The following is a 22,933-nucleotide window of genomic DNA, read 5'->3' on the forward strand; positions in this document are numbered from 1 at the left end:
CTGGATCAGGCGTCAGAGAAAGATGCGCGCCAGCAGCGGGAGCAGCAGCGCGGTGGCCAACGCGTTGAGACCCATCGCGAGGCCCGCAAAGGCGCCCGCCACCTCGTTCACCTGCAGCGCGCGCGCCGTGCCGATGCCGTGACTTGCGGTGCCGATCGCAAGGCCTCGCGCCCGCCAGTCGCGCACCCCGACCAACGTCAGGACCCATGGCCCCAGCATTGCGCCGACGATCCCCGTCAGGATGACGAGGACCGCCGTAAGCGAAGGCAGCCCGCCAAGGCTCTCGGTAATGCCCATTGCCACCGGCGCCGTGACGGATTTCGGCGCGACCGAGATCAGGGCGTCGCGGCTCGCGCCGAGCGACCAGGCGATCCCGACCGCGCTGGCCGAGGCCGCGAGCGCGCCGGCCACGATCGACGCCCCCAGCGCCAGCGCCGAGCGGCGGACCTTCTCGACCTGCCGGTATAGCGGGATCGCCAGCGCCACGGTCGCCGGGCCCAGAAGGAAATGCACAAACTGCGCGCCCTCGAAATAGGCGTCGTAGCTGGTCCCGGTCAGGACGAGCCCGCCGACGGTCAGCGCCACCGCTATCAGCACCGGGTTGAGGAGCGGGTTCATCCCGCCGCGGCGGTAGATCCACGAGCCGAGTTGGAACGCCGCGAGCGTCAGTGTCAGGTGCACCAGCGGTTCGCGCGCGAGGTAGACCCAGACGTCGCGCATGCCCTCAGTCATCCGCGCCTCCCCGGCTCAGCCGCGCCATGACCAGACCCGTCACGGCGACGGTGATCAGCGTGCTGAGCACCAGTGCCACCGCAAGCGGCAACCATTCGCGGCCGAGCAGTCCGGCATGGAGCATCACGCCCACCCCCGCCGGAACGAAAAGCAGCGAGAGATTGCCGAGCAGCGCATCTCCGACACGCGACAAGCCCGCTGGCAGACCACGCAGCATCAGGCCGCAGAACAGGATGACCATGCCAAGCACCGGACCGGGCAGCGGCAGCCCCACGGCCTTGACGATGACCTCGCCGGCGAGTTGGCAGGACAGGATCAGGGTGAGATAGAAGATCATCGAACCTCCCGTGCAGCGTCGCGCGCCGGTCGCGTGACCTCCGCGACCCTGAAGCCTCCCACGAAGGTCCGCGCTGCGCAAAGCACGCGAATGCTTGCTGCCTGTTTTCGACGCGGATCGATCGGGGCGCCGGGTAAGGCCACATAAACTCCGGTTCAATGCGGCCAACGATGAACCTCGCGGCAATGGCGCGGCCCCGCGAGTCCGTCCATGTGATGCGTGACGGCGGCAGGACTGTCCGCGCCGCCCGGGGCCGGCCAGCCGGCCGCAAGCACGGAGATGATAGATGCGGAAACTTTCCCCCCTTGCCCTCGCCCTTGTCCTTGGGATGCCGACGGCGGCACTCGCGTCAAGCGACGAGAAGATCCCGGATGCCGAGCGCGCCCGCGTAACCGACGCCGTCGCCGCGCAGGGCTACGAGGTGCGCAAGCTCGAACGCGAGGATGGTCTGATCGAGGTCTACGCCCTGAAGGAGGGCAAGCGGTACGAACTCTACGTCGACGGCGACACCGGCGAGATCGTCAAGTCGAAGGTCGACGACTGATGAGCACACGACCGGCCACGACTGCCGCGCGGCCGGAGAGCTGCGCCGAGCGGGTCTGGGATCCGCTCGTGCGCGTCTTCCACTGGTCGCTCGTTGCCCTGTTCTTCGCCAACGTGCTGGTCCTCGACGATGAAGGCGCGGCCCATCGCTGGGTCGGATACGCGGTCCTCGGGCTGGTCGCGATTCGCGTCGTGTGGGGTTTCGTCGGGACGCGCCCTGCCCGTTTCTCGGCCTTTCCGCCCAGCCTCGGCGCGGCCCGGCGGCACCTGAGCGCAATGCTCAGCGGCAGGCCCGAACGGCACCCCTCACACAACCCGCTCGGCGCGCTGATGGTCTACAACCTGCTCGCCACGATGGTCGCGATCGGCGTGAGCGGGTGGCTCATGACGACCAACGCGTTCTGGGGCGTCGAATGGGTCGAGGAGGTGCACGAGACGCTGGCCGACTGGGCACTCATCTCGGTAGGGCTCCATGTCGCAGGGGTTCTGTTCGAGCAGTGGCGCTCCCATGTTCCGCTGGTGCGTGCCATGATCACGGGAGTAAGGGAGAACCCGCCGCAGCCGTGACCCGCCGGAGGCGAAGATCGAAGCCAATAGCCCCAACGCGCGGATCGACCTCGCCAGCGCCCGCCGGAAACGCCGGGCGCTGGGTCTTGCCGCGGTGATGGCACTGCAGCTTGGCTGCCTCGTCTTCCTTGTCGCCGACGCAACCATGGATATCGCCGTGAGCGGTGCGGCCGGCGAGGATCTGCCGCACAGCGTCTTGGAGATGGCGGTGGTGCTGGCGCTGATGTCGGGTGTCGTGCTCATCGGGTACCAGCTGCGCATCACGATTTCGCGGATGCATGCCGCGCAGCGGCAGGTCCGGATCGCCTCGGGCGCGCTGCATGAGCTTCTCGAGGAGCATTTCGACGACTGGGGCCTCACGCCGGCCGAGCGCGAGGTGGCGCTCTTCTCGATCAAGGGCCTCTCGAACTCCGAGATCGCGGCGCTGCGGGGAACGCGGGACGGCACCGTGAAGGCCCAGCTCAATGCGATCTACGCGAAGGCCGGCGTCAGCGGGCGGCCCCAGCTTCTGGGCCTGTTCATCGAGGAACTCATGGCTGGTCCGCTGCCGGGTGTCAGCGGCAACGAGGGCCGACCCACGCACTGACAACTCGTGCCAAGCAGTGGCTTCCGTTTTGTTCCCGTTTTGTTTACATTCCTGAGGACTCGCATTCCCCGCCCGAAAGTTTATGTCTGCGGGGTATCCCGAAAGGCATGAGTCGCATGGCTGAGCAGAAATTCATCTCGGTGCGGGGCGCGCGCGAGCACAACCTCAAGGGCATCGACGTCGACATCCCGCGCGACGCGCTGACCGTGATCACCGGCCTGTCCGGCTCGGGCAAGTCGTCGCTTGCCTTCGACACGATCTATGCCGAGGGGCAGCGGCGCTATGTCGAGAGCCTCTCGGCCTATGCCCGGCAGTTCCTGCAGATGATGCAGAAACCCGAGGTCGATCACATCGAGGGGCTGAGCCCCGCCATCTCGATCGAGCAGAAGACGACCTCGCGCAATCCCCGCTCGACCGTCGGCACGGTCACCGAGATCTACGACTACCTGCGGCTTCTGTTCGCCCGCGCCGGCACGCCCTATTCGCCGGCGACCGGGCTGCCGATCGAAGCGCAGCAGGTCCAGGACATGGTCGACCGCGTCATGGCGATGCCCGAGGGCACGCGCGCCTACCTGCTCGCGCCCGTCGTGCGCGACCGCAAGGGCGAGTACAGGAAGGAATTCGCCGAGCTCCGCAAGCAGGGTTTCCAGCGCGTCAAGGTGAACGGGCAGTTCTACGAGATCGAGGACGCGCCCGAACTCGACAAGAAGTTCCGCCACAACATCGACGTGGTGGTCGACCGCATCGTGGTGCGCGAGGGGCTGGAGACGCGGCTCGCCGACAGCTTCTCGACCGCGCTGAAACTGGCCGACGGCATCGCCATCATCGAGACCGCGCCGGCTCCGGCCGAGGACGGCAGCACGCCCGAGCCCGAGCGGATCACCTTCTCCGAGAAGTTCGCCTGCCCGGTTTCGGGCTTCTCGATCCCCGAGATCGAGCCGAGGCTCTTCTCGTTCAACGCGCCCTTCGGCGCCTGTCCCGACTGCGACGGCCTGGGGCAGGAGCTGTTCTTCGACGAGCGGCTGATCGTGCCCGATGACAGCGTGAGCCTGATGGAGGGCGCGCTTGCGCCCTGGGCGAAGTCGAAGACCCCCTATTTCCGCCAGACCATCGAGGGGATCTCGGAGCATTACGAGTTCAGCCCCGTCGTGCCGTGGCGCGACCTTCCCGACTTTGCCAAGGCCGTGATGCTCCACGGCTCGGGCGGCGAGAAGATCAAGTTCCGCTACGACGACGGCGGGCGGGTCTACCAGATCGCCCGGCCCTTCGAGGGCGTCATCCCGAACATGGAGCGGCGCTACCGCGAGACCGACTCGGCCTGGGTGCGCGAGGAATTCGAGCGCTTCCAGGGCTCGCGCCCCTGCGCCACCTGCGGCGGGCATCGGCTGCGCGACCAGGCGCTGGCAGTGAAGATCGGCGCGCTGCATATCGGCCAGGTCACCGAGATGTCGATCCGCGAGGCGCGCGACTGGGTGTTGACCGTGCCCGAGGCGCTGACGGCGCAAAGGAACCAGATCGCGACGGCGATCCTGAAGGAGATCCGCGAGCGGCTCGGCTTCCTCGTCGATGTCGGGCTCGACTATCTCACGCTCTCGCGCGCCTCTGGCACGCTCTCTGGCGGCGAGAGCCAGCGCATCCGGCTGGCGAGCCAGATCGGCTCGGGGCTCACGGGCGTGCTCTACGTGCTCGACGAGCCCTCGATCGGGCTGCACCAGCGCGACAACGGCCGGCTGCTGGCCTCGCTCAAGGGGCTGCGCGATCAGGGCAACACCGTCGTCGTCGTCGAGCACGACGAGGAGGCGATCCGCGACGCCGACCACGTGATCGACATCGGCCCCGGCGCGGGCGTGCATGGCGGGCAGGTGATCGCCCACGGCACACCGGACGAGATCGCGGCGGCGCCCGCCTCGATCACCGGCGACTACCTTGCCGGACGGCGCGAGATCGCGATCCCGCGCCTGCGCCGGCCGGGCAACGGCAAGTCGCTGATGGTCGAGGGCGCGACCGGCAACAACCTGCATGACGTGAGCGCCGAGATCCCGCTGGGCACGCTGACCTGCATCACCGGGGTGTCGGGCGGCGGCAAGTCGACGCTGACGGTCGAGACCCTCTACAAGCACGCCGCCAACCGCCTGAACGGCGCGCGGCTGGTGCCGGCGCCCTGCCGCACGGTGCGGGGGCTCGAGCATCTCGACAAGGTGATCGACATCGACCAGTCGCCGATCGGCCGCACGCCGCGCTCGAACCCGGCAACCTATACGGGCTGCTTCACGCCGATCCGCGACTGGTTCGCAGGCCTGCCCGAGGCCAAGGCGCGTGGCTATGCGCCCGGGCGCTTCAGCTTCAACGTCAAGGGCGGGCGCTGCGAGGCGTGCCAGGGCGACGGCGTCATCAAGATTGAGATGCACTTCCTTCCGGATGTCTACGTGACCTGCGACACCTGCCACGGCGCGCGCTACAATCGCGAGACGCTGGAGATCAAGTATCGCGGCAAGTCGATCGCCGACGTGCTCGACATGACGGTCGAGGACGGCGTCGCCTTCTTCGACCCCATCCCCTCGATCCGCGAGAAGCTCGAGACCCTGGCCCGGGTCGGCCTTGGCTATGTCAAGATCGGCCAGCAGGCGACCACGCTGTCGGGCGGCGAGGCACAGCGGGTCAAGCTGTCGAAGGAGCTGAGCCGGCGGGCGACGGGGCGCACGCTCTACATCCTCGACGAGCCGACCACGGGGCTGCATTTCGAGGACGTGAAGAAGCTGCTCGAGGTGCTGCAGGAGCTAGTCGAGCAGGGGAACACGGTGGTGGTGATCGAGCACAACCTCGACGTCATCAAGACGGCCGACTGGATCGTCGATCTCGGTCCCGAGGGCGGCGATGGCGGGGGTCGGATCGTCGCCTCGGGCACGCCCGAGGACGTGGCCGAGGTCGAGGCCAGCTATACCGGGCGCTACCTGCGCCCGATGCTGGTCCGGGCCGGGCGGATGGCCGCCGAATAGGCGGCTGCCGCGCCGCCCGGCGGAGGCTTTCACGCGTGAAAGCCTATTCAACTATCTGATTGTAAAAGAGAACTGAAATCTCTTTCACGGCTTTTTGCGGGCGGCATGGCGCCCGGGTCAGGCCATCGCCCTCAGGGCATCGCCCTCAGGGCATCGCACAGGCGCCGGGCACTGGCGGCGGTGGCGTCGCCGTGCAGCGGCCAGCTTTGCGTGAGCCCCTCGATGACCAGCGTGAGATCGACCTCGCGCCCCGGCAGGCCCGAGGCCCGGGCGGCGCGTTCCGCCACTTCGGCCTTGTGCCGCGCGAGCAGCGCACGCAGCCCCGCGTCGCGCGGCGCGGCGGCGACTGCGGCGTGGAACAGGCAGCCATGCGACGCCTCGCGCGCCATCCAGTCCGCGATGCGATCGACAATGGCACCGAGCGCCGCGCCGTGCTCCTGCGGCAGGTCGGCGAAGACATGTGCCATGTAGCGCTGGTGGCGGTGATCGAGGGCGGCGCGCACCATTTCATCGCGGGACGGCGCGTATTTGTAGAGCGTCCGCAGGCTGACGCCCGCGGCGTCGCGCAGATCCTCGACGCTCGGTTCGGCGAAGCCGTTGGCGGCAAAGGCGCGCTCGAGCCCGGCGGCGATCCTGGTCATCGTATCGGTCATGCTTGACGCATGTAGAACGATCCCTCTACCTACGCAAGTAGAGGAATCGTTCTACCCAAGGGAGACGGAGATGGCACTTCCCGACACGATGCACGGCATGGTCCTCACCGGCCATGGCGGCCTCGACAAGCTGGAATGGCGCGAGGACCTGCCGGTGCCGCGGCCGGCGGCGGGCGAGGTGCTGATCCGCGTCGGCGCCTCGGCGGTCAACAACACCGACATCAACACCCGGACCGGCTGGTACTCGAAGAGCGTGCGCGGCGACACGGCCTCGGGCGCGGGCCAGGGCTACGGCGCGGCGGCCGACGCGGATGGCAGCTGGTCGGGGACGGCGCTGGCCTTCCCGCGCATCCAGGGCGCGGATTGCTGCGGCGTCTTGGTCGCGACGGGCGAGGGCGTGCCGGCCGCGCGCATAGGCGAGCGGGTGATGGTGCGCGCCATCCAGTCGCCGGCCACGGACGGCTCGGACCTGCCGACCGCGACTTTCGGGTCCGAGCGAGACGGCGGCTTTGCGCAATACACGACCGCCGCAGCGCAGGACGCGGTCGCGGTGCGCTCGGAGTTGACGGATGCCGAGCTGGCCTCGTTCCCCTGCGCCTTCTCGACGGCCGAGGGGATGATCCAGCGCGCGGGGCTTGGCGCCGAGCGGGTGCTGATCACGGGGGCTTCGGGCGGGGTGGGCTCGGCCGCGATCCAGCTGGCCAAGCGGCGCGGCGCGCATGTCACGGCGCTGACCAGCGCGGGCAAGGCGGACGATCTGCGCGCGCTGGGCGCAGATGCGACGCTGGAGCGCGACGCCGCATACCCGAGGCACGCCTTCGACCTGGTACTCGACCTGGTGGGCGGGCCGCGCTGGGAAGACATGATCGAGGCGTCGCGCAATGGCGGGCGCTATGTCACCGCCGGGGCGATCGCCGGGCCGATCGTCGAGCTGGATCTGCGCACGCTCTATCTGCGCGACCTGTCGTTCTTCGGCTGCACGCACCAGCCCGCCAACGTGTTCACCGACCTGGTGCGCTACATCGAGGCCGGCGAGATCCGCCCGGTGGTCGCCGCGACCTACCCCCTGCGGAAGCTGCGGGCGGCACAGGAGGCGTTCCTGACCAAGTCGCATGTGGGCAAGATCGCCATCAGCGTCGGCGCGTGACTGCGCACCGCAGGACGTGAAATGGCCCCGGCGTTGCAGCGCCGGGGCCATTCAGTGGCGGGCGCGGTTCGCTCGTCTCGGTTCGCCCGCCTCAGTTGGACAGCGCGCTGACGATCAGGCCGGTCCCCAGCGCAACGAGGAAGACGTCGCCGTCGACCCGGACATAGCCGTGCCCGTAGGGCGGGCGCGGATAGCCGTAATGCACGTGGTCGTGGATCACGACATAGCGGGTGCGCGGCACGTAGTGGCCGGGCCGGTAGCCCCAGCGGTTGTAGTAGCGGTGCCGATGGTCGTGCCGGTAGTCGCGGCGCCCGTCGCGGTAGCCGTCGCTATAGGCGCGGCGCTCGTCGCGGTAGTGCTTCTTCGCGTGCCGCTTGTCGTCACGATAATCGTGCCGCTTGTCGCCGCGGTGGTCATGGCGCTTGGCGTCGCGGTGGTCGTACCGCTTGTCGCCGCGGTAGTCGTGACGCCTGTCGTCGCGACGGTCGGCGCGGTCATCGTGCCGCTTGCCGTGGCGCTTGTCGTAATGCTTGCCCTGGCGGTCGTCGGTGTGGCCGCGGTGGCGGTTGCCATCGCCGTCGTGGCGGTGGCCGCGTCCGCGGTCATGGCCGCCCTTGCGTTCGTTGTCCTTGATGAAGATCACCATGCCGTCGGCCCCGCCCGCGGCCGCCTGGACCGGCTTGCCCACCCCGGCCGCGACGCCGTCCGAGGGAAGCAGGAACAGGGCGCCCGCAAGCGCCAGTGGCATGACGAAGAATCGGCGTGACAGTCTCATCGCGATCTCTCCTCGCTGTTGCGGACAACGGGCCCGACGCCCGGCACCACCCCCTGGCGCGCGCCGTGCCGGAGACCGGCATCCTTGCTGTTTCGAACGCGGAGCGTGCGGCGCTCCGTCGCGGGGCCGATCACGCTTGCGCGAAATCGGCGCCGGTCAGCGCAGGGCCTCGACGATCAGCCCGGTGCCAAGCGCGATCAGGAAGATGTCGCTGTCAACGCGCACATAGCCGTAGCCCGAGGGCGGGCGGCGGTAGCCATAGCGATCGTAGTCTTCGATCACGATGTAGCGGTCGCGCGGGATGCGATCGCCCCTGCGGTAGTAGTATTTCGGTCCCGGCGAGCACCAGCCCTTCTTCGCATGCCCCGGCGGGCAATGCGCAGGATCGGCCGAGGCAATCCCGGCGAAAGCCGGCAGCAAGAACGCGGCCGCGACGGCAGCAAGCAGTGTCTGACGCATGATGCCACTCTCCATGACGCTTCGCCCACATAATGCGCCAGCCGCCCCGCCGGTTCCATCACTCTCGCGGCTCGCGCGAAAGTTGACAGCTTGGGCTCGGCGTCTCACGCTGACGTGACCAACCTCGCTGGGAGTGCCGACATGAATGTGATCCAGATCCTCAGGAGCAAGGGGTCAGCCGCGATCGAGACCATCACCTCCGACATCACGCTGAGCGACGCGGCCGCGCGGCTCGCAGCACGGCGCATCGGTGCGCTGGTCGTGACCGGACGCGACGGCTCGATCGCGGGGATCCTGTCAGAACGCGACATCGTGCGCCGCATCGGCGAGGAGGGCGCGCGCGCCCTGAGCCTGAAGGTGAGCGACGTGATGACCAGCAAGGTCGAGACCTGCTCGCCCTCGGATACGGCGATCTCGGTGCTCGAGCGGATGACCTCCGGGCGCTTCCGCCACATGCCGGTGATGGAAGGCGGCAAGATGACCGGGATCCTGTCGATCGGCGACGTGGTCAAGGCCCGGATCGACGAGGTCGAGGCCGAGAACCAGGCCATGGCCGGGATGCTGAGTGGCTGACGATCTCCCCGAAAAAAACCTTCCGTTCCTGATTCCGGCTTGATTTCCGGCGCCCGGCGCGGTTGCGTGTGGCTCCCACGCACAGGGGGAGGATCGCGTGCGTACAGGACTCTATCCGGGCACCTTCGACCCGGTCACGCTGGGCCATGTCGACATCGTGCGCCGCGCCGCGAAGCTGGTCGACCGGCTGGTGATCGGCGTCGCCATCAACCGTGACAAGGGCCCGCTGTTCGACCTCGAGACCCGGGTCGCAATGATCGAGGCCGAATGCGCGCCCATCGCGCGCGAATCCGGCACGATCATCGAGGTGAGACCCTTCGAGAACCTGCTGATGCATTTCGCGCGCGAGGTGGACGCGACCATCATCATCCGCGGGCTGCGCGCCGTCTCGGACTTCGAGTACGAGTTCCAGATGGTCGGCATGAACCGCGCGCTCGACGACGAGATCGAGATGGTGTTCCTGATGGCCGAGGCGACGCACCAGGCGATCGCCTCGAAGCTGGTCAAGGAGATCGCACGCATGGGCGGAGACGTGTCGAGCTTCGTCTCGCCCGCGATCGAGAAGGCGCTGAAGGCGCGTTTCGGCCGCATCTGAGACCTACCCCCGCGACAGGGGGCTGCGGGGATGCCGGCTCAGCCGGCGGAGGCTTCCTTGCGGGCCTTCTTCAGCGCCGCAATCTCGGCCCGGGCCAGCGCGTCGGCGCGCTCGTTCTGCTCGTGCCCGGCATGGCCCTTGATCCACTCCCAGCGCACGCGATGACGCGTCTGGGCGGCGTCGAGGCGCTGCCACAGGTCGGCATTCTTCACGGGCTTCTTCGCCGCCGTGCGCCAGCCATTGCGCTTCCAGCCGTGGATCCAGCCGGTGATGCCGTCCTTGAGATAGCTCGAATCGGTCACCACGGTGACGGCCACGCCGCGCTCGAGCGTCTCGAGCGCCATGATCGCCGCCATCAGTTCCATGCGGTTGTTGGTGGTGTCAGCCTCGGCGCCCGAAAGCTCGCGCGTCTTCACGAGATCCTCGCCGCGCCAGGCCTCCATCACCACGCCCCAGCCGCCCGGCCCGGGGTTCCCCGAACAGGCGCCGTCGGTGTAGGCGGTGATCTCAACCATGGCGCAGCGGGCGCCGGGCACGCAGAGCCTTCGCCACCGCGTCAAACCGCCATGCGCAGGATGCGGGGCACCTTGAAGGAGATGTTCTCCTCGGCCGTCACCACGCGCACGATGTCGAGCTCGAAGCGGCGGCGGAACGACTCGATCACACCCTCGACCAGCACCTCGGGCGCGCTCGCCCCGGCGGTGACGCCGACCGCGCCGACGCCCTCGATGGCACGCCAGTCGATGTCCGCGGCGCTCTGTACCAGCATCGCATAAGCACAGCCGGCGGCGCGGCCGACCTCGACCAGGCGCTGCGAGTTCGAGGAGTTGGGCGCACCCACCACCAGCAGGGCGTCGATCTTCGGCGCCATCTCCTTAACCGCGGCCTGGCGGTTGGTGGTGGCGTAGCAGATGTCCTCCTTGTGCGGCCCGACGATCTGCGGGAACCGCGCCTTCAGGGCCGCGACCACGTCGGCGGTGTCGTCGACCGAAAGCGTGGTCTGGGTGATGAAGGCGAGCCGCGAGGGGTCGCGCGGCGTGATGCGCGCCACGTCCTCGGCGGTCTCGACCAGGATCACCTCGCCCTCGGGCAGCTGGCCCATGGTGCCGATCGTCTCGGGGTGCCCCTCGTGACCGATCATCACGATCTGGTAGCCGCGGTCATGGTGACGCTCGGCCTCGATATGCACCTTCGAGACAAGCGGGCAGGTCGCGTCGACATAGAGCATGTTGCGCCGCTCGGCCTCGGCCGGGACCGCCTTGGGCACGCCATGGGCCGAGAACACCACCGGCCGGTCGGCGGGACATTCGTCAAGCTCCTCGACGAAGACCGCGCCCTTGGCGCGCAGCTCGTCGACCACGTGCTTGTTGTGGACGATCTCGTGCCGGACGTAGACCGGCGCGCCCCATTTCTCGATCGCCTGCTCGACGATCTCGATGGCACGCACGACCCCGGCGCAGAAACCGCGCGGATCGGCGAGATAAAGCTTAAGCGGCGGCCGTGTCATGCCCGTTCCCTCTCCGGTCCGAACTGGAGTTCGGCGAGCCTCGCATAGAGCCCGCCCTTGCCGACAAGTATATCGTGGGTGCCTTCCTCGACCACCCGGCCCTTGTCAATCACCACGATGTGATGTGCGCGGCGCACGGTCGCAAGGCGATGCGCGATCACAATAGTTGTGCGCCCCTTCATCAGCCGCGACAGCGCCTCGGAGACATGCGCCTCGGACTCGGCGTCGAGCGCCGAGGTGGCCTCGTCAAGCAGCAGGATCGGGGCGTCGCGCAGGATGGCGCGGGCGATCGCGACGCGCTGGCGCTGACCGCCGGAAAGGCGCGTCCCGCCCTCGCCCACCGGCGTGTCATAGCCGCGCTCGAGCGCGGCGATGAAGCCCGCGGCATTGGCCTCGGCGGCGGCGGCCTCGATCTCGGCGCGGGTGGCGCCGGCGCGGCCATAGGCGATGTTCTCGGCGACGGTCGCGTCGAACAGGAAGGTTTCCTGCGTGACCAGCGCCATGTTCGCGCGCAGCGAGGCCAGCGCCACGCCCCTGATCTCCTGCCCGTCGATCTCGATGCGGCCGGTATCGGGGTCGAAGAAGCGCTCGACCAGCGCGAGCACCGTGGACTTGCCCGCGCCCGAGGGGCCGACCAGCGCGGTGACCTTGCCGGCGCGGGCGGTGAAGTCGAGACCGTCGAGCGCCGGGACGCCACCATAGGAAAAGCGCACGTCGCGGAACGCGATCTCGCCGCGCGGCACCACCAGCTCGGGCGCGCGCGGCAGCTCGGGGATCTCGGTGCGGGTGTCGAGCAGCGCGTAGATCGCCTCGACCCCGGCGAGCTGCTGGCGCAGAGCGACGTTGAGCTGCGCGAGCCGGCGGGCCGGATCGGCGGCCATGAAGAGCGCGGTGACGAAGGAGAAGAAGGCGCCCGCCTCCATCGTGCCGTCGATCACCCGCAGCCCGCCATAGAGGATCACGGCGGCACCGGCGATGCCGGCCATCGTCTCCATCAGCGGCACGACCAGGCCCTGGAAGACGGCAATCCGGTCCGAGCGCGCGCGCACGTCGGCGACCGCCTGCTCCATCCGCGCGCGCATCACGTCCTCGAGCCCGAAGGCGCGGATCACGCGGGCGCCGACCACCGACTCGGCCATCAGCGAGAGCACCCGGCCATGGAGCGTGACCTCGGCCCGGGCAAGCTTGCGCACGCGCGCGACCAGCCAGCCGACCCCGGCCAGCACCGCCGGCAGGCCGATCAGCGAGAGCGCCGAGAGCGCAAGGTCCTGCCACAGCATCACCGCGACCAGCGACACCAGCGCGAAGAGATCCGCGCCCAGCCGCTGGGCGATCAGCTGTAGCGCCGTGCGCGCCTGCGCCGCGTTCATCGAGATCCGGGTGGTCAGGTCGCCGGTGCTCTCGCCCGCATGGAAGGCCATACCCTGCGCCATGACATGCGAGAAGACCCGGTTCTGCAGGGTCGCGACGATGCGGTTGCCGATCCGGGTGAGGATCACCTGCGAGCCGAAGGTCGCCGCCCCGCGCACGAGGAACACGACCAGCACGACCAGGGCGATCGCGGGGACGACATCGGCGCGGCGCTCGACGAAGACGTCCTGCATGACGTTCTCCATCAGCAGCGCGATGGCAGCCCCCATCGCGCCGGTCACGCCCATCAGCACCAGCGCCACGGCATAGCCGCGGCGGTGGGCCCAGGCGTTCTCGGCGATCAGCCGCGCGAGCAGCGCGGCGCTGCCCGGCCCGAGCACCCTGTCGAGAAGTGCGGTCAGCATCCGCACCATTCGCCTTGCTCCCTCTCAACGCCTCGCGCAGTGCGTCCGGCTCGGGCAGGCCTTAGCGCATCGCGCGGCCCAGAGCCAGACCATAGCCGGCCCGGCCGCGCATCAGCCGCCGCCCGGCGCCGCGGCGGCCCGGTCGAGCAGGCGCAGCAGGCGCTCGCGCGCCTCGGGCAGCGCGTCGCGCTCCATCGCCGCGACAGCGCGGTTGGCGAGGAACCAGCCGGTCAGCTGCAGCGCCTCGACCACCGCCGCGGCACTCGGCTCGCCCCGGCCGATCAGGAAGCCCGGCAGCGGCAGGAGCTTCCCGGCCCAGGGGCTGCCCGCCTCGCGCGTCACCGCGCGGCCGGTGCGGGGCGAGACGAAGGCGAGGCCGTCGGGCGCGCCGCTGACCGCGCAGCGCTCGAGGTCGAGACCGAAGCCCAGCGTCTCGAGGAACTGCACCTCCCAGCGCGCGTAGATCGCGGGCCAGTCGGGTGCCTGCGCGGCCAGCGCATCGGCAAGCGCCACGCTGGCGTCGTGCAGCCCCTGGTCCGGCGCGCGTTCGGGCACCAGCGCCTGGATCAGGGCGGCCATGGCGTTGAAGGCGGCCAGCGTGCCGCGCCCGGCCATGATCCCGGCGGCGCGGCTTTGCAGCGGCTCGACGCGGAAATGGCCCAGGTGCTCCTCGAGCCGGGCGCGCCATTCGAGGGCGAGCTGCGTGCCCGGCTGCAGCACGGCCGACATCTTCTGCCCCGCGCCGCCGCGCACCAGCCCAGAGTGGCGACCGTGATGCACGGTCAGCACATCGATGATCGCCGACGATTCGCCGTGATCGCGAATGCCGAGAAGCAGGCCTTCGTCGCGCCAGTCCATCTCCCGCTCCGCCCGCCCCGTTCCGAACGTCCAGCCCTGCCCGCTCCCGGGCGGATGCCATGCGCGCCGGCCGGTTACCCGGCGAGGCCGGGATCCCCGAGCATGTGCCGCCCCCGCGGGTCCTCGACCTCGATGACCCACAGGTCCCGGTCGCGGCCGCGCGCGCGCGCCAGAGCCGCATCGACCTCGGCCTCGGGCGCATCGGCAATCTCGGCGTCCCAGCCGAGGTTGCCCTCGAGACCGTAGGCCCGCGACCACAGCGATGCACGCCCGTTCATCAGAGCGACCTTGACGGCGATGGCGCCGGCCGTGTCGTCGCCGCGATGGACGACATGGGCGAAGATGCCCTCGGCCGTCAGGCGCTGCAGGTAGGCGCCGACCCAGACATGCGCCGCGACCCGGGCCATCGCGCTCAGTTTCCGTCCGAGAAGTCGAGGCCCATCTCGCGGTAGCGCTCGGGCTCGTCGAGCCAGTTGGGACGCACGCGCACGGTCAGGAAGAGATGGCAGGGGCGCTCGATCAGCTTGGATATCTCGGCCCTTGCCTCGGCACCGACCGCCTTGATGGTCGCGCCCTTGTTGCCCAGCACGATGCCCTTGTGGCCGTCGCGCGCGACGTAGACGACCTGCTCGATGCGGGCCGAGCCGTCCTTGCGCTCCTCCCAGTTCTCGGTCTCGACGGTCAGCTGGTAGGGCAGCTCCTGGTGCAGGCGCAGGGTCAGCTTCTCGCGGGTGATCTCGGCCGCGAGCATCCGCAGCGGCAGGTCGGCGATCTGGTCCTCGGGGTAGAGCCAGGGGCCCTCGGGCAGGCTCTCGGCCAGCCAGCGCTTGAGATCGGCGACGCCGTGGCCCTTCTGGGCCGAAATCAGGAAGGTGCGCTCGAAGGCGCGCCGGTCGTTGAGATCGGCGGTCAGGGCGAGCAGGGTCTCGCGCTTGACGCGATCGATCTTGTTGATCGCCAGGGCCACTGGCTTGCCGGGGCGGACATGGCTCTCCAGCGCCTCGAGGATCGCCTTGACCCCTTCGGTGACGCCGCGCTGCGCCTCGACCATCAAGACGACCGCGTCGGCATCCTCGACGCCCGCCCAGGCCGAGGCGACCATCGCCCGGTCTAGGCGCCGGCGCGGCTGGAACAGGCCGGGCGTGTCGACGAACACGATCTGCGCGCCGCCTTCGAGCGCGACCCCGCGGATGCGGGTGCGCGTGGTCTGCACCTTGTGGGTGACGATCGACACCTTGGCGCCGACCATCGCGTTGAGCAGCGTGGACTTGCCGGCGTTCGGCTCGCCGATCAGCGCGACGAAACCGCAGCGGGTGGCGCTCATGCCTTGTCTCCGGGTCTTGGGGCGCGGCGGCTCATGCGCCGGCGCCGAGGATGCTGTCGAGAAGCCGCGCGGCGGCGGCCTGTTCGGCGGCCTTCTTGCTGGGGGCTTCGGCCGTGGCGTGCTCGCCGGTGGCGAGCCGCGCCTCGATGGTGAAGACCGGCGCGTGATCGGGCCCGGTGCGGTCCAGCACCTGGTAGTCGGGCGGCGCGAGCCCGCGCCCCTGCGCCCATTCCTGCAGCCGGGTCTTGGCGTCCTGCGGCGCCTCGGCCGGGGCCTGCAGACGGGTGGTCCAGTGGCGCTCGATGAAGCCGCGCGCGGCCGGCATGCCGCCGTCGAGATAGAGCGCGGCGATCACCGCCTCCATCGCGTCCGCGAGGATCGCGACCTTGCGCCGGCCGCCCGAGAGGCTCTCGGACCGGCCGAGGTTGAGATGCTCGCCGAGCCGGATCTCGCGCGCGATCTCGGCCAGGGTCTCGCGGCGGACGAGAGCGTTGAAGCGCGGCGCGAGGGTTCCCTCGGACTCGCCGGGATAGGCGGCGAAGAGCGCCTCGGCGATCACGAGGCCCAGCACCCGGTCGCCCAGAAACTCGAGCCGCTGGTTGTCGGGCCGGGCGGGGCTTGCCGCCGAGGGATGCGTCAGCGCCTCGGCCAGCAGCGCGGGCCGCGCGAAGCGATGCCCGAGCGCGGGCTCGATCTCCCGGGGCGGCGTTTGCCTGGCGTTGCGCGTCATCTGGCGTCGGTCAGCGAAGGTTCCATCCGTTCGCCTATACCCAAGCCGCCGCCGCCGCGCAAAGGGGCGCGGTTGACGCGGCCCGCGCGTCCGGTCACTCGATGGATTTCAGGAACCGGTCCGAGCGCCAGTTCCAGACCTGCCAGAGCGGCCCGTCCGACGAGAAGGCGATCAGGTCCGCGCGGCCGATCAGGTTCTCGAGCGGCACGGTGCCGACATCGGGGAAGCGGCTGTCGACCGAGTTGTCGCGGTTGTCGCCCATGAAGAACAGATGCCCGTCGGGCACCACGAACTCGCGGGTATCGTCGGCCCGGCCGGTGATCGGCCTGACGTTGCCCATCTCGCCCTCGACATTGAGGATGGCGTGCTTGCGCCCGCCGGGCAGGGTCTCGATGTACTGCTCCTTGCGGCATTCGCCGCCCAGCCCGACCGGCTCGTTCATGCATCGCGGCAGGCCCGGGGGCACGCCGCGGACCGCCTTTTCCTCAACGAAATCGGCGACGGGTTCGGTCGGCAGCGCCTGGCCGTTGATGTGCAGGATCCCGCCGCGCACCTGGATGCGGTCGCCCGGCAGCCCGATCACGCGCTTGACGTAGTCGACGCAGTCGTTCGGCGCAGGCCTGCTGGTGCCCAGCACCGCCTTGACCAGGTTGACGGTCCAGGAGATCGGCCCCTCGGCGCAGGCGTCGTGGCGCGGATGCTTGAACACCACGACATCGCCGCGCTCGGGCATCGCCGACCAGATCCGCCCCTCGAACAGGTCGGGCGAGAAGGGAAACGAGTATCGCGAGTAGCCATAGGCGAACTTGCTGACGAAGAGGTAGTCACCCACCAGCAGCGTCGGCTTCATCGAGCCCGAGGGGATCGAGAACGGCTGGAACAGCAGCGAGCGGAACACCGCGGCGATCAGGAGCGCCCAGAAGATCGTCTTGACGGTTTCCCAGATGCCACCGTCGGACTTCTTCTGACGCTTCGCCATGATGGGGGCTCGACCTGCGTGATGGGCTTCGACGGTGGGTCAGGCGTATGTGGCGGCCTCGTCCGGGCCTGTCAAGCACGGTTTCCCCGCGCGTCGCCTCAGCCGCCGCCGACAAACCGCGAGGCAAGCCCGCCGAAGGCCACCAGCACCACGCACCCCGCCCCGATCAGGGCGGCGCGGCGCGGCAGGGTGAACGGCGCGATCAGGCCGTAGGACAGAAGGCCGAGGCCGAGCGCGGTCACCGCGCCCTCCGCCAGCGCCGCCGCCGGGCGCGCGCCCAGCGCGATCAGAGCCGGCTGGTGCACCACGCAGAGCGGGACGATATAGAGCCCCATGCCCAGCGCCATTGCGGTGAGCGCAACCCGGAGCCAGTTCTCGCCCACCATGCCCGCGGCGATGAAGACGGCGCCGCAGACCGGCGGCGTGATGGTCGACAGGAGCGCGAACCAGAAGACGAAGAGATGCGCGGTCAGCGGCTCGAGGCCAAGGCCCTGCAGCGCCGGCCCTGCGATCGAGACGCAGATGACATAGGCCGCGGTGGTCGGCACCTCCATCCCCAGAACGAGGCAGGCGAGCGCCGTGAGCAGCAGCGCCGGCCACAGCGACCCACCCGCGCCCGACAGGATCAGCGAGGTAAGCTTGACCCCCAGCCCGGTCATGCCCAGCACGCCGATGACGATCGAGGCGCACAGGATGATCGAGGCGATCATCGCCACCTGCCCGCCCGCGGTGAGGCACACCGTCTCGGCCCGGGCAAGGAAGCGCCGTGCGCCCACGAGGCCGCGCGCGTCGAAGAGCAGGAGCGCCGCCGCCGACAGGATGGCCAGCGCCGCCGCGTATTGCGGCGTCATGCCGATGGCGAACATCACGACCAGGAGGACGACGAAGGGCACGGCGAAGAAGGCGGCCGTGGCCAGCACCGTCGCGGCGCGCGGCATCTGCTCGCTGGGCAGGCCCTTGAGCCCGAAGCGCAGGGCGAAGGCGTCGATCCCCAGCCAGACCGTGGTGAAATAAAGGATCGCCGGGATCAGCGCCGCGATCACGATCTCGGTGTAGGGGATGCCGGTCAGCTCGACCATGACGAAGGCGCCGGCCCCCATCAGCGGCGGCATGATCTGACCGCCGGACGAGGCCACGGCCTCGACCGCGCCGGCCAGGCGACGGGGATAGCCCAGCGCCGTCATCGCCGGCAGCGTCACCGCGCCGGTGGAGGCGACATTGGCCGAGGCCGATCCCGAGATCGAGCCGAAGAGCGCCGAGGCCAGCACCGAGACCTTGGCCGCGCCGCCGCGCAGCCGCCCGGCCGCGGCGGTCGCGAGGTTCATGAAGCCCTGCCCCGCCTCGCCGGCGTTGAGCACCGCGCCGAAGATCACGAAGACCGCCACCACCCCCACCGAGATACCCGTGAGGCTGCCCCAGATGCCGCCTTCGGTGATGGTGAGCGTGCCGAGGAAGCTCGAAAGCGGCAGGCCGGCATGGCCGAACTCGCCGCCGATATGCTGGCCGAAGAGGCCGTAGCCGAGCGCGAGCGCCGCGATCAGTGGCAAGGGCCAGCCGATCGCGCGCCGCGCCATCTCGAGCACGATGACGAGCAATGCCACCGCCATCGCGGTCTGCATCGGACCCGAGAGGAAGCCATACTGGTCCCCCAGTTCGGTCGCATTGGCGGCGATGTAGCCACAGGCGGCAAGCCCCACCGCGCACATCGCCGCGCCCGACCAGCGCGCCGCGGGGGACTTCGCCCCGTAGACCAGCGCCCAGGGCAGCGCGAGCGCCATGTGCAGCGGCCGCGAGACGAGGTTGGGCACCAGCCCCGAGAAGATCAGCCACAGGTGGAAGCCGACCGACGCCGCGCCGAGCGCGCACCAGAAGAGGCGCCACGCCGGCGCAGAAGGGGACACGGGGTCGTTCATCTGGCCGTCCGGGGCTCGGCGCGTAGGCGCCTCGGGATGGATCGGGCTGGCGCCGGCGTGGGTCAGCGGCTCAGCGGTTGGCCTCGGTCACCGCCATGCCCGCCTCGTCATAGTACCTGAGCGCGCCGGGATGGATCTTGCCGTCGATATTGGCCAGGAGCCCCGCATCGACGCCCTTCCACCACGCGGCCTCGCCGGCCATCTTGGCCCGCTCGTCCCAGAAGGTCTTGGTCAGGCGGTAGGCTGTGTCGTCGTCCATCTCGGTCGTGGCATAGGCGACCACGGGCAGCGAGGTGGTGACGATGTCGGCCTCCTGCCCGGCATAGGTGCCGGCCGGGATCACGGTGCGCGCGCGCTTGGTCTCGGCGATCTGTTCGTCGCTGAGCGAGAGCACGGTCACGCCGGTGCCGGCGGCCGCCTCGATCACGTTCGGCGCGGGCCAGCTGCCGGCGGTGACGAAGGCGTGGATCTGGCCGTTCTTGAGCGCCGCCACGGCGTTCGACAGCTCGGCATCGGCGATCGTCACCTTGTCCGTGAGGCCGAAGAGTTCGAGGTACTTCTCGCCCTCGGTGGCGCCGAAGCTGCCCTTGCCGAGCAGGATGGTCTTGCCCTCGAGCCCGGCGAGGTCGGTCACCCCGGCATCGGCGTCGACGACAAAATGCATGGTCAGCGAGGGGATCGGGAAGAGCGCGCGGATCTCGTCGAAGCGCGGGTTGCCCTTGTCCTGGAACGGCCCCTTGGCGCCCTGGGCCGAGCCGACCAGCGCGGGCGGGGTGGTGAAGACGTAGTTGCCCGAGCGGGCCACGACCTCCATGACGTTCTGCACCGAGCCCTGGCTTTCCTCGACCGTCAGGATGATGCCGCCGTCGGTGCCGCGCTTGACCGCCTCGGACAGCTGCACGGCCATCTGGTAGTAGGACGAGCCGGTCTTGGCCGACTTGAAGGTGATACGGGTCTGCGCCCAGCCCGAGACCGGCGCAAGGATGGCCGTGGCGGCCAGCGCCGCTACCGCGAGACGGATGATCTTCATTCTTTGCTTCCTCCCGATGCGGGCCCGCATCGTGGCCCCCGGGGCGCGACAATTACGCGGGCGCGCGCCCCTGTCCAGAGGCGATTCCCCGCGCGGCAAGCCACGGCGGCCTAGCGGTCGGGTCCGAAATAGGGGGTGTCCGAGGGGATCGCCTCGATCACGACGAAGGCCTGGGCGTAGGGATGATCGTCGGTGATCGTCACGTGGACGCGCGGCGCGAGCCCCGGCGGGATCAGCGTCCTGAGCCTGACCGCGGCCCCGCCGGTCAGCTGCATGGTGGGCTGGCCGCTGGGCAGGTTGACCACGCCCATCTCGCGCCAGTTCACGCCCATTCTGAGCCCCGTGCCCAGCGCCTTCGAGCAGGCCTCCTTCGCCGCCCAGCGCTTGGCGTAGGAGGCCACGCGCTCCCGCCGGCGCTCGGATTTCGCCTGCTCGATCTCGGTGAAGACGCGCTGGACGAAGCGGTTGCCGAAGCGCTCGAGCGTGCGCTCGATGCGGCGGATATCCGCGATGTCCGATCCGATGCCGACAATCATTCAAAGGCGCCCGATTCCCGTTTGCGCCACCCTACGCCAGACCGCGGCGGCGATGCACGGCCCGTTTGCGCGGACATGGCCGGCATGTTTTCCGGAAGGCACTCCATGCAGGAAATCCGATGCCCCGGATCCGCATCAGGGCGTTTGCCTCGACGAAGGACGGCCGGTCTGGCGCGGCCGGGCGCTGTCCGGGTGGCCAGCGGGTGGCGCGATCACCCTACCGCCCCAGCCTCAGGTCCGCCCCGCGATCAGCGCCCCGCCCGCTGCGGCGAAAAGCGCCGCGCAGACCCCGTCGATCCAGCGCCGCGCCCGGGCATAGCCTGCCCGCACGGCGGCGAGCGAGAAGAGCACGGCATAGCCCGCGTAGATCGCGCAGCCCAGCGCCGAGCACACCCCGACGATCGCAGCGAACTCGGCCGCACCGGCGCCTGCCGGCATGCCCAGCGCGATCACCGCACCCCAGGCCAGCAGCGCCTTGGGATTGAGCAGGTTGAGCAGCAGGCCCTGCCGGAACATGCCCCGCGCGCCCTTCGCCCCGGAGGCCGTGCCGCCGGCCGCGGCCGGGCGCAGCGCGCTCTGCGCCGAACGCCAGGCAAGCCACAGCAGGAAGCATCCACCCGCGATGCGCACGATGCCGAGCGCCGGCGCCCACGCCAGCATGAGCGCGCCGAGCCCGGTCGCCGCCACCACGCCCCAGGCCGCGAGGCCGAGCGAGAGGCCCGCCGCCATGGCCAGCCCCGCGGGCCTGCCGCGCGCCATCGAGGTCGCCGCGACCGACAGTGTCGCCGGGCCGGGCGAGGCGGCGGCAACGAAGAAGGCGAGCGCGGGCGCGACCAGGAACGCCGCGCCGGTCATCACGCCACGCCTTCGCCGAACGCCTCGCGCCGGGCGCGGTCCATCGCCTCACGCATCCGGCGGATGGCGCTGTCGAGGCCCGAGAAGATCGCCTCGCCGACGAGGAAATGGCCGATATTGAGCTCCATCACCTCGGGAAAGGCCGCGACCGGGGCCACGGTGTCGAAGGTCAGCCCGTGGCCGGCATGGACCTCGAGGCCCAGCGAGTGCGCGAAGCTCGCCATCTCGCGCAGCCGCGCGAGCTCGGTGTCGCGCTCGGCGAGGCGCCCCTCGGCATGGGCGTCGCAATAGGCGCCAGTGTGCAACTCGATGACCGGGGCGCCGATGCGCGCGGCGGCCTCGATCTGGCGGCGGTCGGCGGCGATGAAGATCGACACGCGGCAGCCGGCCTCGCGCAGCGGCGCGATGAAATGGGCGAGGCGGTTCTCGTCGGCGGCGACCTCGAGGCCGCCCTCGGTCGTGCGCTCCTCGCGCTTCTCGGGGACGATGCAGACCGCGTGCGGCCGGTGACGCAGCGCGATGGCCTGCATCTCGTCGGTCGCGGCCATCTCGAGGTTGAGCGGCAGTTCGAGCGCCTCCATCAGCGCGGCGATGTCGCTGTCGGTGATGTGGCGCCGGTCCTCGCGCAGATGGGCCGTGATGCCGTCGGCGCCCGCGGCCTCGGCCATCCGCGCAGCGCGCAGCGGGTCGGGATGCCCGCCGCCGCGCGCGTTGCGGATCGTGGCCACGTGGTCGATGTTCACCCCGAGACGCAGCCGCCCCAGCGGCCGCGCGAGGCCCTGCGCCGCGTCCCCGACAGATCCCGTGCCCGCCATGTCAGTCCTCCCGCCGGTCGCCGTTCGTATAGGCCGAAAGCTCGGCATCGAGCGCGCGCCGCCGGTCGGCGGCCAGCGCCTCGAGCTTCTTGCGCCGCCTTTCCTGATACGCCTCGACGATGGGGCCGAGCAACCAGTAGGCGGCGAACGAGGTCAGCAGCCCCGGCGCGATGCCGCCAACCAGGTAGGGCACGAAGATCGTCTCGATATTCGCGACCAGCCAGTGGACCGAGAAGCCCTCGTCGACGACATGCGGCTTGTTGCCGAGGATCAGCCAGCCGGTCTGCAGCGAAGCGGCGGCGATGAAGGGGAAGGTCAGGGGGTTGCCGACGGCGGTGCCAAAGGCCGACGCGAGCAGGTTCCCGCGCAGCAGGAAGGCAAGCGCCGCGGCGATGCCGAAATGGAAACCGAAGAACGGCGTGAACGAGGCCATGGCGCCGCAGGCGAAGCCCAGCGCGATGCGGTGCGGGCTGTCGGGCAGGCGGTGGATGCGCTTGCGCAGGTAATGGACGCCGCGCAGCGCGCCCTTGCGCGGATACATGATCTCGCGCATCCGGTCCCAGAAGGGCGGCTTCTCACGCCGTTTGAAGATCATACGCCACCGCTCCCACGCAATTCTCGCCGCGACCTTAACCGTGCGGCCACTCG

Annotated in this window: 26 protein-coding genes; 7 read left to right on the forward strand and 19 right to left on the reverse strand. The window is 70.0% G+C overall.

Going from position 1 to position 22,933, the window contains the following annotated elements; translation table 11 throughout:
- Nucleotides 1–12 precede the first annotated feature (12 nt).
- Nucleotides 13–732 (reverse strand): LrgB family protein, encoded by a 720-nt coding sequence (locus H0I76_RS12640; RefSeq protein WP_200610339.1) that lies wholly within the window; start codon nucleotides 730–732, stop codon nucleotides 13–15.
- Nucleotides 725–1,069, reverse strand: a complete 345-nt coding sequence (locus H0I76_RS12645) for a CidA/LrgA family protein (RefSeq protein WP_200610341.1) — start codon at nucleotides 1,067–1,069, stop codon at nucleotides 725–727. Before H0I76_RS12645 ends, H0I76_RS12640 begins: the two co-directional genes overlap by 8 nt.
- 286 nt (nucleotides 1,070–1,355) lie before the next feature.
- Here H0I76_RS12645 and H0I76_RS12650 point away from each other — a divergent pair, with 286 nt between their 5' ends.
- The 4 genes from H0I76_RS12650 (at nucleotide 1,356) to uvrA (ending at nucleotide 5,761) form a co-directional block, all read left to right on the forward strand.
- Nucleotides 1,356–1,613 (forward strand): PepSY domain-containing protein, encoded by a 258-nt coding sequence (locus H0I76_RS12650; RefSeq protein WP_200610343.1) that lies wholly within the window; start codon nucleotides 1,356–1,358, stop codon nucleotides 1,611–1,613.
- The gene (locus H0I76_RS12655; RefSeq protein ID WP_200610345.1) at nucleotides 1,613–2,179 is read left to right on the forward strand and encodes a cytochrome b/b6 domain-containing protein; all 567 of its coding nucleotides are present in this window, start codon (nucleotides 1,613–1,615) and stop codon (nucleotides 2,177–2,179) included. Before H0I76_RS12650 ends, H0I76_RS12655 begins: the two co-directional genes overlap by 1 nt.
- A gap of 97 nt (nucleotides 2,180–2,276) precedes the next feature.
- Nucleotides 2,277–2,765, forward strand: coding sequence for a helix-turn-helix transcriptional regulator (locus H0I76_RS12660; RefSeq protein ID WP_200610347.1), 489 nt, complete (start codon nucleotides 2,277–2,279; stop codon nucleotides 2,763–2,765).
- Between the two features lie 116 nt (nucleotides 2,766–2,881).
- Nucleotides 2,882–5,761: an excinuclease ABC subunit UvrA gene (uvrA, locus tag H0I76_RS12665; RefSeq protein ID WP_200610349.1), complete on the forward strand. Its 2,880-nt coding sequence runs from the start codon at nucleotides 2,882–2,884 to the stop codon at nucleotides 5,759–5,761.
- A gap of 131 nt (nucleotides 5,762–5,892) precedes the next feature.
- Here uvrA and H0I76_RS12670 read toward each other — a convergent pair whose 3' ends face one another.
- Nucleotides 5,893–6,414: a TetR/AcrR family transcriptional regulator gene (locus H0I76_RS12670; protein WP_200610351.1), complete on the reverse strand. Its 522-nt coding sequence runs from the start codon at nucleotides 6,412–6,414 to the stop codon at nucleotides 5,893–5,895.
- A gap of 70 nt (nucleotides 6,415–6,484) precedes the next feature.
- Here H0I76_RS12670 and H0I76_RS12675 point away from each other — a divergent pair, with 70 nt between their 5' ends.
- Nucleotides 6,485–7,561, forward strand: coding sequence for an alcohol dehydrogenase family protein (locus H0I76_RS12675; protein WP_234455290.1), 1,077 nt, complete (start codon nucleotides 6,485–6,487; stop codon nucleotides 7,559–7,561).
- A 91-nt stretch (nucleotides 7,562–7,652) separates the two neighbouring features.
- On the opposite strand, the gene H0I76_RS12680 is transcribed toward H0I76_RS12675, so the two are convergent.
- Nucleotides 7,653–8,336 (reverse strand): RcnB family protein, encoded by a 684-nt coding sequence (locus tag H0I76_RS12680; protein ID WP_200610353.1) that lies wholly within the window; start codon nucleotides 8,334–8,336, stop codon nucleotides 7,653–7,655.
- Nucleotides 8,337–8,492: 156 nt separating this feature from the next.
- A complete protein-coding gene (locus H0I76_RS12685; RefSeq protein ID WP_200610355.1) occupies nucleotides 8,493–8,795 on the reverse strand; it encodes an RcnB family protein in 303 nt (100 codons plus the stop codon).
- Nucleotides 8,796–8,936: 141 nt separating this feature from the next.
- Between H0I76_RS12685 and H0I76_RS12690 the strand changes: the two genes are divergently transcribed.
- Both H0I76_RS12690 and coaD read left to right on the forward strand, forming a co-directional pair.
- Nucleotides 8,937–9,368 carry a CBS domain-containing protein gene (locus tag H0I76_RS12690; RefSeq protein ID WP_200610357.1) on the forward strand — a complete coding sequence of 144 codons (432 nt, stop codon included), beginning with the start codon at nucleotides 8,937–8,939 and terminating at the stop codon, nucleotides 9,366–9,368.
- Between the two features lie 97 nt (nucleotides 9,369–9,465).
- On the forward strand, nucleotides 9,466–9,963 hold the full coding sequence (gene coaD, locus H0I76_RS12695) for a pantetheine-phosphate adenylyltransferase (RefSeq protein ID WP_200610359.1): 498 nt from the start codon (nucleotides 9,466–9,468) through the stop codon (nucleotides 9,961–9,963).
- A gap of 38 nt (nucleotides 9,964–10,001) precedes the next feature.
- Here coaD and rnhA read toward each other — a convergent pair whose 3' ends face one another.
- From rnhA to H0I76_RS12765, 14 genes are all read right to left on the reverse strand, one after another.
- Nucleotides 10,002–10,478 (reverse strand): ribonuclease HI, encoded by a 477-nt coding sequence (gene rnhA, locus H0I76_RS12700; protein ID WP_200610360.1) that lies wholly within the window; start codon nucleotides 10,476–10,478, stop codon nucleotides 10,002–10,004.
- Between the two features lie 41 nt (nucleotides 10,479–10,519).
- Nucleotides 10,520–11,470 carry a 4-hydroxy-3-methylbut-2-enyl diphosphate reductase gene (gene ispH, locus H0I76_RS12705; protein ID WP_200610361.1) on the reverse strand — a complete coding sequence of 317 codons (951 nt, stop codon included), beginning with the start codon at nucleotides 11,468–11,470 and terminating at the stop codon, nucleotides 10,520–10,522.
- Nucleotides 11,467–13,254 (reverse strand): ABC transporter ATP-binding protein, encoded by a 1,788-nt coding sequence (locus H0I76_RS12710; RefSeq protein ID WP_234455291.1) that lies wholly within the window; start codon nucleotides 13,252–13,254, stop codon nucleotides 11,467–11,469. The genes ispH and H0I76_RS12710 overlap by 4 nt, the downstream gene beginning before the upstream one ends.
- 102 nt (nucleotides 13,255–13,356) lie before the next feature.
- Entirely contained in the window at nucleotides 13,357–14,103 is a 747-nt protein-coding gene (gene recO, locus H0I76_RS12715; RefSeq protein ID WP_200610362.1) for a DNA repair protein RecO, read from the reverse strand.
- A gap of 74 nt (nucleotides 14,104–14,177) precedes the next feature.
- On the reverse strand, nucleotides 14,178–14,510 hold the full coding sequence (locus H0I76_RS12720) for a DUF1491 family protein (protein WP_200610363.1): 333 nt from the start codon (nucleotides 14,508–14,510) through the stop codon (nucleotides 14,178–14,180).
- 5 nt (nucleotides 14,511–14,515) lie between these two features.
- Nucleotides 14,516–15,427: a GTPase Era gene (gene era / locus H0I76_RS12725; RefSeq protein ID WP_200610364.1), complete on the reverse strand. Its 912-nt coding sequence runs from the start codon at nucleotides 15,425–15,427 to the stop codon at nucleotides 14,516–14,518.
- 31 nt (nucleotides 15,428–15,458) lie between these two features.
- The gene (gene rnc, locus H0I76_RS12730; RefSeq protein ID WP_200610365.1) at nucleotides 15,459–16,157 is read right to left on the reverse strand and encodes a ribonuclease III; all 699 of its coding nucleotides are present in this window, start codon (nucleotides 16,155–16,157) and stop codon (nucleotides 15,459–15,461) included.
- Nucleotides 16,158–16,251: 94 nt separating this feature from the next.
- Complete coding sequence (gene lepB, locus H0I76_RS12735) at nucleotides 16,252–17,136, reverse strand: signal peptidase I (RefSeq protein ID WP_200610366.1); 885 nt, start codon at nucleotides 17,134–17,136, stop codon at nucleotides 16,252–16,254.
- Between the two features lie 98 nt (nucleotides 17,137–17,234).
- Complete coding sequence (locus H0I76_RS12740) at nucleotides 17,235–19,049, reverse strand: TRAP transporter permease (protein WP_200610368.1); 1,815 nt, start codon at nucleotides 19,047–19,049, stop codon at nucleotides 17,235–17,237.
- 70 nt (nucleotides 19,050–19,119) lie between these two features.
- Nucleotides 19,120–20,079, reverse strand: coding sequence for a TAXI family TRAP transporter solute-binding subunit (locus H0I76_RS12745; protein WP_200610369.1), 960 nt, complete (start codon nucleotides 20,077–20,079; stop codon nucleotides 19,120–19,122).
- Between the two features lie 110 nt (nucleotides 20,080–20,189).
- Complete coding sequence (acpS, locus tag H0I76_RS12750; protein ID WP_200610372.1) at nucleotides 20,190–20,615, reverse strand: holo-ACP synthase; 426 nt, start codon at nucleotides 20,613–20,615, stop codon at nucleotides 20,190–20,192.
- 231 nt (nucleotides 20,616–20,846) lie between these two features.
- The gene (locus H0I76_RS12755; protein WP_200610374.1) at nucleotides 20,847–21,470 is read right to left on the reverse strand and encodes a LysE family translocator; all 624 of its coding nucleotides are present in this window, start codon (nucleotides 21,468–21,470) and stop codon (nucleotides 20,847–20,849) included.
- Complete coding sequence (locus H0I76_RS12760) at nucleotides 21,470–22,285, reverse strand: pyridoxine 5'-phosphate synthase (RefSeq protein ID WP_200610375.1); 816 nt, start codon at nucleotides 22,283–22,285, stop codon at nucleotides 21,470–21,472. The genes H0I76_RS12755 and H0I76_RS12760 overlap by 1 nt, the downstream gene beginning before the upstream one ends.
- Before the next feature lies 1 nt (nucleotide 22,286).
- Nucleotides 22,287–22,880 (reverse strand): DUF2062 domain-containing protein, encoded by a 594-nt coding sequence (locus H0I76_RS12765; RefSeq protein ID WP_200610377.1) that lies wholly within the window; start codon nucleotides 22,878–22,880, stop codon nucleotides 22,287–22,289.
- Between the last annotated feature and the right edge of the window lie 53 nt (nucleotides 22,881–22,933).

It is taken from the genome of Thermohalobaculum xanthum (assembly GCF_016623495.1).
GTDB classification, from domain to species: Bacteria; Pseudomonadota; Alphaproteobacteria; order Rhodobacterales; family Rhodobacteraceae; genus Thermohalobaculum; species Thermohalobaculum xanthum.

Coding starts and splice junctions, on each gene's coding strand:
- H0I76_RS12640 (WP_200610339.1), bottom strand. CDS start 732: ATGACTGAGGGCATGCGCGACGTCTGGGTCTACCTCGCGCGCGAACCG.
- H0I76_RS12645 (WP_200610341.1), bottom strand. CDS start 1,069: ATGATCTTCTATCTCACCCTGATCCTGTCCTGCCAACTCGCCGGCGAG.
- H0I76_RS12650 (WP_200610343.1), top strand. CDS start 1,356: ATGCGGAAACTTTCCCCCCTTGCCCTCGCCCTTGTCCTTGGGATGCCG.
- H0I76_RS12655 (WP_200610345.1), top strand. CDS start 1,613: ATGAGCACACGACCGGCCACGACTGCCGCGCGGCCGGAGAGCTGCGCC.
- H0I76_RS12660 (WP_200610347.1), top strand. CDS start 2,277: ATGGCACTGCAGCTTGGCTGCCTCGTCTTCCTTGTCGCCGACGCAACC.
- uvrA (WP_200610349.1), top strand. CDS start 2,882: ATGGCTGAGCAGAAATTCATCTCGGTGCGGGGCGCGCGCGAGCACAAC.
- H0I76_RS12670 (WP_200610351.1), bottom strand. CDS start 6,414: ATGACCGATACGATGACCAGGATCGCCGCCGGGCTCGAGCGCGCCTTT.
- H0I76_RS12675 (WP_234455290.1), top strand. CDS start 6,485: ATGGCACTTCCCGACACGATGCACGGCATGGTCCTCACCGGCCATGGC.
- H0I76_RS12680 (WP_200610353.1), bottom strand. CDS start 8,336: ATGAGACTGTCACGCCGATTCTTCGTCATGCCACTGGCGCTTGCGGGC.
- H0I76_RS12685 (WP_200610355.1), bottom strand. CDS start 8,795: ATGCGTCAGACACTGCTTGCTGCCGTCGCGGCCGCGTTCTTGCTGCCG.
- H0I76_RS12690 (WP_200610357.1), top strand. CDS start 8,937: ATGAATGTGATCCAGATCCTCAGGAGCAAGGGGTCAGCCGCGATCGAG.
- rnhA (WP_200610360.1), bottom strand. CDS start 10,478: ATGGTTGAGATCACCGCCTACACCGACGGCGCCTGTTCGGGGAACCCC.
- ispH (WP_200610361.1), bottom strand. CDS start 11,470: ATGACACGGCCGCCGCTTAAGCTTTATCTCGCCGATCCGCGCGGTTTC.
- H0I76_RS12710 (WP_234455291.1), bottom strand. CDS start 13,254: ATGGTGCGGATGCTGACCGCACTTCTCGACAGGGTGCTCGGGCCGGGC.
- recO (WP_200610362.1), bottom strand. CDS start 14,103: ATGGACTGGCGCGACGAAGGCCTGCTTCTCGGCATTCGCGATCACGGC.
- H0I76_RS12720 (WP_200610363.1), bottom strand. CDS start 14,510: ATGGCCCGGGTCGCGGCGCATGTCTGGGTCGGCGCCTACCTGCAGCGC.
- era (WP_200610364.1), bottom strand. CDS start 15,427: ATGAGCGCCACCCGCTGCGGTTTCGTCGCGCTGATCGGCGAGCCGAAC.
- rnc (WP_200610365.1), bottom strand. CDS start 16,157: ATGACGCGCAACGCCAGGCAAACGCCGCCCCGGGAGATCGAGCCCGCG.
- lepB (WP_200610366.1), bottom strand. CDS start 17,136: ATGGCGAAGCGTCAGAAGAAGTCCGACGGTGGCATCTGGGAAACCGTC.
- H0I76_RS12740 (WP_200610368.1), bottom strand. CDS start 19,049: ATGAACGACCCCGTGTCCCCTTCTGCGCCGGCGTGGCGCCTCTTCTGG.
- H0I76_RS12745 (WP_200610369.1), bottom strand. CDS start 20,079: ATGAAGATCATCCGTCTCGCGGTAGCGGCGCTGGCCGCCACGGCCATC.
- acpS (WP_200610372.1), bottom strand. CDS start 20,615: ATGATTGTCGGCATCGGATCGGACATCGCGGATATCCGCCGCATCGAG.
- H0I76_RS12755 (WP_200610374.1), bottom strand. CDS start 21,470: ATGACCGGCGCGGCGTTCCTGGTCGCGCCCGCGCTCGCCTTCTTCGTT.
- H0I76_RS12760 (WP_200610375.1), bottom strand. CDS start 22,285: ATGGCGGGCACGGGATCTGTCGGGGACGCGGCGCAGGGCCTCGCGCGG.
- H0I76_RS12765 (WP_200610377.1), bottom strand. CDS start 22,880: ATGATCTTCAAACGGCGTGAGAAGCCGCCCTTCTGGGACCGGATGCGC.